The sequence below is a fragment of the Martelella sp. UBA3392 genome, from assembly GCF_002358775.1.
Taxonomy (GTDB): Bacteria; Pseudomonadota; Alphaproteobacteria; order Rhizobiales; family Rhizobiaceae; genus Martelella; species Martelella mediterranea.
In genome coordinates, this window is the sequence record NZ_DEPM01000261.1 from 1 (window position 1) to 5,865 (window position 5,865).

The window sequence follows — 5,865 nt, forward strand, 5'->3', positions numbered from 1 at the left end:
GCGGCGGTAGCGACCCGTTCGGCGACGGCATCAGGAACATCCGCGCCGAGCGCAAGCGAAGCATAATCGCCTTCCGAAAGACCCAAAATGACCGGTGCCCGTGGCAGCCTTCCCGTCGCGACATCGGCAATGGCACGCTCCACGCCAAGATCGATCCGCGCCAGTGCCGAGGCGACAAACACATCCGGCGCCAGCGCCGTCCAGTCGAGCGCATTGCCGATCTGCAGCGCGTCGGCGGCCCGGCAGGCCTCGATCGCGCCCTGTCTGGCGCCGTTCAGCATGGTGAAGATGATGTCGGCGCCGGCCTTGATCTCGGCATCGGCCCAGCGCCAGGTGATCGCATTATCGTCCTGCGAGCCGCAAAAGGCCGTGAGAACGTGGACGGCGGGATCGGTCTCCATCACGCCCTGCACGAAGGCGGCGCGGCCCTTCAGGCCCGGTCGGACGCGGTGACCGGAAAGATGGCCGACCGTGCCGGTCTTCGTCATCAGCGCCGCCAGGCATCCGGCAAGATAGGCCGAATGCTCCTGCGCGACATCATAGCTTGCCAGATTTTCCGCATGGGCGTGGCCCTGGACGATGGCGAAGGACTTTTCCGCCCAGTCGAGCGCGAGCACAGGCATGACCCGATCACCCTGCCCGCCAATGAAAACCAGCCCGTCGAAATCCGGCAGTATTCCGCCGAGGCTTTCGAGGATTTCGGCCGTGTCATAGGCAAGCCCGTCGACAATGCTGATCCGGCCCTTGCCCGCACGCGCCGCATGGCGCGCGCCGGCAAGACCGCTGGCATTGAAGCCCGCATCCTCCGCCTCGCCGATGACGACGACGGCGATCTGCGGCAAGTCGGGTTGCTCCGCTGCAAGCGGCCTGATGCGCATCACTGGTTCGCCTGCTTGACGAGCGGAGCCCATTCGGCAACGCCTTCCGCGACATAGTCTGTGAATTCTTCGCTCGTCATCTTGCCGCCGACAATACCCCATGTGTCGAACTGGGCGACGACATCATCGGAGGCGAGCGCCGTGTCGAGCGCGTCCTGAAGCGTGGAGACGACCTCGGGGTCGACGCCGGACGGACCGGAAATACCGAGCCAGTTCTCCGCGACGATATCATAGCCGAGTTCGGTGAAGGTGGGGGTATCGGGCAGGGTTTCGAGCCGTTCGGGCGAGGAGACGGCGAGCGGGAGCGCTGTCCCCTCCTCAACGGCCGGCAGGTTCTGCGGCACGGCATCGAAGATCACCGGAATAACGTTCGCGCGGAAATCGAGCCGCATCGGGCCGGAGCCCTTGTAGGGGATGTGCGAAAGTTCGACGCCTGCCTCGTTCTCGAAGGCAACGGCCACGACATGGCCCCACGAGCCGACGCCGGAGGAGCCGTAGTCCAGCATGCCGGGCTCGGCCTTTGCCTTTTCGACAAAGGCGGCCATATCCGGCGTCTCAAGCTCGGGCGAGACGAACATGCCGAGATGAACGGCGCCGATATAGCCGATATGGGTGAAGTCTTCGACCGGATCATAGGGCGTATCCGGGAAGCTGGTCGGCGCGACATTGAAGGGCGTCAGGTTGGATAGCATCAGCGTGTAGCCGTCATTGTCGGCATTCTTCAACTCGGTTGCGGCGACCGTGCCGGCAGCGCCCGGCTTGTTCTCGACAACGAATTGCTGGCCAAGCGCGGCCCCGAGCTTTTCGGCGAGAAGGCGGGCGACGAGGTCGCTCGAACCACCCGGCGGGAAGGACACCAGGATACGAACGGGCCGGTCGGGATATTCCGCGGCAAGTGCCGCGGGCGCGAGCGTAGCAAGGGCGGTGGCGGCGAGGATCAGGGATTTCAGCGGACGGGCCGGCATGTCGGGACTCCAGTTTCTGCTGTCGTGGGTCAGGGCGAATGCATTAACGAAATTCAAGTTCCAATAAAAGAAACTACAGTTTCAGAAATCACGCAAGCAAAAAATAGGCATATATCACAATTGGTTATTATTTAGGCAATTTGAATTTTCCTTGAGCACTTGAAGCAGCAAAAAGCCCGCAGATACGGCACTTTCCCGCGGCCGTTTACAAAATGCCGCACTGAAATCATGATTTCGAAAACGCGCTGCTTGCATTTTTCGCAGTGCAATCTTTAATGAGAATTATGAAATCAGAATTTCAAAACCCTGCCGACGACGCTCCCTTTCTCACCCGCGTGCAGCGCGTGTTGCCGCAGTTGAGCCCCGCCGAGCGTCGGCTGGGTGAGTTCCTGCTGGATTTTCCCGGCGAGCTCGGCAGTTATGACGCGCAGGAGCTGGCCCGGCTTTGCGATGTCTCGAAGGCGACCGTTTCGCGCTTTATTCGCAAGCTCGGCTTTGCCAGCTACGACCAGGCGAAAAAGGCGGTGCGCGATGAGCGCCAGACCGGCTCGCGCGTGTTCTTCGCCCATGCCGAGCCGGAGGCGAATGCCGCAGCGCTGGCCCTCGACATGCGCGAGGACAAGGACAATCTCGACTGGACCTTCGCCAATCTCGATCCGAGCGAGCTGGAAGCGCTCGCCGCTGCCGTGGTCGATAGCCGAAAGGTCTGGATCACCGGCCAGCGCATCAGCCAGTCCTTTGCCCATTACATCTACTGGCAACTGACCAAGATCGTCGGCGAGGTCTCGGTTTTCCCGCAAGGCGGCGAAACGCTGGGCGAGCATGTGGCCCGGATCGAGGAAGGCGACCTAGTGATCGCCATCACGCTGCGCCGCCGCGTTGCCGGCACGCGGCAATTGCTGGATACGATTGCGGAAAGCGGTGCACGCCTTGCCTTGATCTCGGATGAGACCATGGCCCGCCATCCCGCCTCCCACTGGCATTTTCCCTGCCGGATCCATTCCGACGGGCCGCAATTCAACCATGCGGCCGTGCTGGCGCTCTGCCACCAGATCGTGGTGCGCGCGACGCTGAAGGCCGGGCGCACAGGCCGCGATCGGCTAAGAAGAGTCGACGCGGTCAACGAAAAGCTGGCGCAGTACGAGTAGGCTGGCAGAGATCAGCCGGGCGCCCCGCCGAGCGCGAAGGCGACATCGGGGTCGTCGATACGCAGGCCTTCGGGGCGTGGGACGAGGGCGCCTGCGTTGCCACAAGAAAAACCGCTCTTCTGGCAGGCACGAAACCGGAAGCAGGCAATCGGTCTTTGGCGGCCCGGTGCCCGGCTGCAAACCCGATCCGGCGCGACCGCAACGTGTCCCGCCTTGATCACGGTCAATTTTAGACCGCCGACTTCAATGTAGATTGAATGCAGAAGATGGTCTGTTTCGCACCATGCGGCAGAACCGGACAGCAGGCCGACTTCCGTTGCGCGGACGCAAGGTCCGGGACCGCCGTTCCGACCACGGTGTGTATCTGATGAGGAGGAGAGATCGGATGAAACGCAGGGAATTCCTCGGTCTGGCAGCGCTCGGCGGCGCTGCGGCCGCGCTGCCGGTGACGGAGGCAAAGCCAGCCAGGGCGCAGGTGTCGACCTCGGCCCGGATCGTCATCGTCGGAGCCGGGGCCGCCGGCACGGCGTTGGCCAACCGGCTGAGCGAACGGCTCGCGGGCGCCCGGATCACGATCATCGATCCGCGCACCACGCATCTTTATCAACCCGGCCTCACGCTGGTGGCAACCGGGCTGAAGCCGGCCTCTTACGTCACATCGGACGAAAGCCGCTGGTTGCCCAAGGGAATAGACTGGATCAGGGAAAAGGTCGCCGCCGTGGATGCCGAGGCCAGGACGGTCTCGACGGAAAGCGGGCGGACCATCGATTATGACTGGCTGGTGCTCGCCCCCGGCCTGGTTCTGGATTACGGCGCAATCGAAGGCTTTTCCGTGGACATGATCGGCGAGAACAGCATCGGCGGGCTTTATGGCGGGCCGGAACAGGCCGCGCGCACCTGGCAGGCGGCTCGGAAATTCACCGAGGAAGGCGGCATCGGGATATTCACGCGGCCCGCGACCGAGATGAAATGCGCCGGCGCGCCGCTCAAGCACACCTTCCTGATCGACGATATCGCCCGCCGGGCGGGCAATACCGGCAAGATGAACATGATCTACGTCGCGCCGCAATCCTCCCTCTTCGGCGTGCCGATCGTGGCCGAGAAGGTGCGGATGCTGTTCGAGGACCGCGGCATCAACACGATCATGCAGCGCACGTTGACGGCGGTGGACGCCGGAGCGAAACGCGCGACCTTCGCCACCGGCGACGGTAACGAGGAAATCGATTACGACTATATCCACGTCATCCCGCCGCAGCGCGCGCCGGACTTCATTCGCCAGTCGGGCCTGTCCTGGTCCGACAAATGGACCGACCAGGGCTGGGTCGAGGTCGACATGCACACCCTGCGCCATTTGCGCTACCCGGACATCTTCGCGCTTGGCGACGTGGCGGGCGTGCCCAAGGGCAAGACCGCGGCGAGCGTGAAGTGGCAGGTCCCGGTGGTCGAGGATCATCTCGTCGCCGCCATCGAAGGCCGCGAGGGCACCGCGAGCTATAACGGCTACACCTCCTGCCCGCTGATTACCCGGATCGGCCGGGCCATGCTGGTCGAGTTCGACTACCGCAACAACCTGACGCCCTCTTTTCCCGGCATCATCGCCCCGCTGGAGGAACTCTGGATCAGTTGGCTGATGAAAGAGGTTGCGCTGAAGGCGACTTACAATGCAATGTTGCGCGGACAGGCCTGAGGAGGATCGGACATGAAAGACATGACGCTCTCGACACTGATCGCCGTTCTCGAGGAGATTTTCGGCCGGGGCGTGTTCTGGGCCATGGTCGCCGCTGCGGCGATCGTTACGCTGGCCTATTTCTACGTTCTCGTTCGCGACCGCTCGGTCAGTTGGAAAAAATTCCTGCTGGCGCAGCTTTCCATGCCGGTCGGCGCCATCGCCGCGGTCTGGTTTCTGATGGTCATGACCCATTCGCGCCTGTCCGACATGGGCGGGCCGATAGACGTCATCGTCCTGCTGGGCGTGGCCGCGGCCGGCGCCATCGGTATGGCGATCCTCGTATACACCGTCGAAGCGCTCATCGGCTCCGACCGGACCACGAACGAGGGCAAGTGAGAACAAGCCAGGATCACGCAGGAGGAAGCCGCAAGCAGGCATCCGCCATGGAGGGAATTCGCCATGCAGATCAACGTAACCTTGCAGACGTCGCATGCCGCCCCTTGCTCGGCGGTCGATGCTTATGCCGCGCTGCGCCCGAAACAGGCCGTAAGACGGGCCGTCAAGGGTCGCACCGTCGTGCAGGAGTCCGACTACGCCGCCCATTCGATGTTGCTGTTGGACGGCTGGGCGGCCCTTTCCAAGACAATGCCCGAAGGCGAGGTACAGATCATCGACGTGATGCTGCCCGGTGATTTTGCGCTGGTCGGCGCGGAGGTCGCCCCCGTCGCTGCCTTCACTGTCGAGGCGCTGACCGATATCAGCTACCTCGCCGTACCGCTCGAGCACGTCAATGGCCCGGGCCCGGAACACGCCGAGCTGCGCCGGCTGTTCACGGCGTTGCTCGTGACGACACAGGCCCGCATGTCCGAACTCCTGTTGCGAATGGGACGAAGCGGTGCGTGCCGCGTAGCCTATACGCTGCTGGAGCTTTATGTCCGGCTGGAGCAGATCGGCCTGACCCGGAACGGGCGATTCCGCCTGCCCATGAACCAGCACAAGATCGGAGAATTCACCGGCCTCAGCAACGTGCATGTGTGCCGCACCATGCGCCGGTTCGCGCGCAACGGGCTGATCACGAATTTCGACAATCAGGAGATTTCCCTCAACGATCTGAACGCCCTGAGCGACTTTGCCGGGGTTGACCTCACGCGGCTCCGTAAGGAAATCTTTCTGCGCAGACCGCAATAGAGCATTTCGCGGACCTG

At 63.1% G+C, this 5,865-nt stretch carries 6 protein-coding genes; 4 read left to right on the forward strand and 2 right to left on the reverse strand.

What is annotated here, in order from left to right; all coding sequences use genetic code 11:
• Both B4E36_RS20355 and B4E36_RS20360 read right to left on the reverse strand, forming a co-directional pair.
• Window positions 1-878: BMP family ABC transporter substrate-binding protein (locus tag B4E36_RS20355; protein ID WP_345900752.1), on the reverse strand; the 878-nt coding region annotated here is incomplete at its 3' end.
• Window positions 878-1,843 (reverse strand): Bug family tripartite tricarboxylate transporter substrate binding protein, encoded by a 966-nt coding sequence (locus tag B4E36_RS20360; protein ID WP_292055628.1) that lies wholly within the window; start codon window positions 1,841-1,843, stop codon window positions 878-880. The genes B4E36_RS20355 and B4E36_RS20360, both read right to left, overlap by 1 nt.
• Before the next feature lie 284 nt (window positions 1,844-2,127).
• Between B4E36_RS20360 and B4E36_RS20365 the strand changes: the two genes are divergently transcribed.
• From B4E36_RS20365 to B4E36_RS20380, 4 genes are all read left to right on the forward strand, one after another.
• Window positions 2,128-2,991 (forward strand): MurR/RpiR family transcriptional regulator, encoded by an 864-nt coding sequence (locus B4E36_RS20365; protein ID WP_292055627.1) that lies wholly within the window; start codon window positions 2,128-2,130, stop codon window positions 2,989-2,991.
• A gap of 385 nt (window positions 2,992-3,376) precedes the next feature.
• Window positions 3,377-4,678: an NAD(P)/FAD-dependent oxidoreductase gene (locus B4E36_RS20370; protein WP_292055626.1), complete on the forward strand. Its 1,302-nt coding sequence runs from the start codon at window positions 3,377-3,379 to the stop codon at window positions 4,676-4,678.
• A 12-nt stretch (window positions 4,679-4,690) separates the two neighbouring features.
• On the forward strand, window positions 4,691-5,056 hold the full coding sequence (locus B4E36_RS20375; protein WP_292055625.1) for a DUF5368 domain-containing protein: 366 nt from the start codon (window positions 4,691-4,693) through the stop codon (window positions 5,054-5,056).
• Between the two features lie 63 nt (window positions 5,057-5,119).
• The gene (locus B4E36_RS20380; protein ID WP_292055624.1) at window positions 5,120-5,848 is read left to right on the forward strand and encodes a Crp/Fnr family transcriptional regulator; all 729 of its coding nucleotides are present in this window, start codon (window positions 5,120-5,122) and stop codon (window positions 5,846-5,848) included.
• Window positions 5,849-5,865 lie beyond the last annotated feature (17 nt).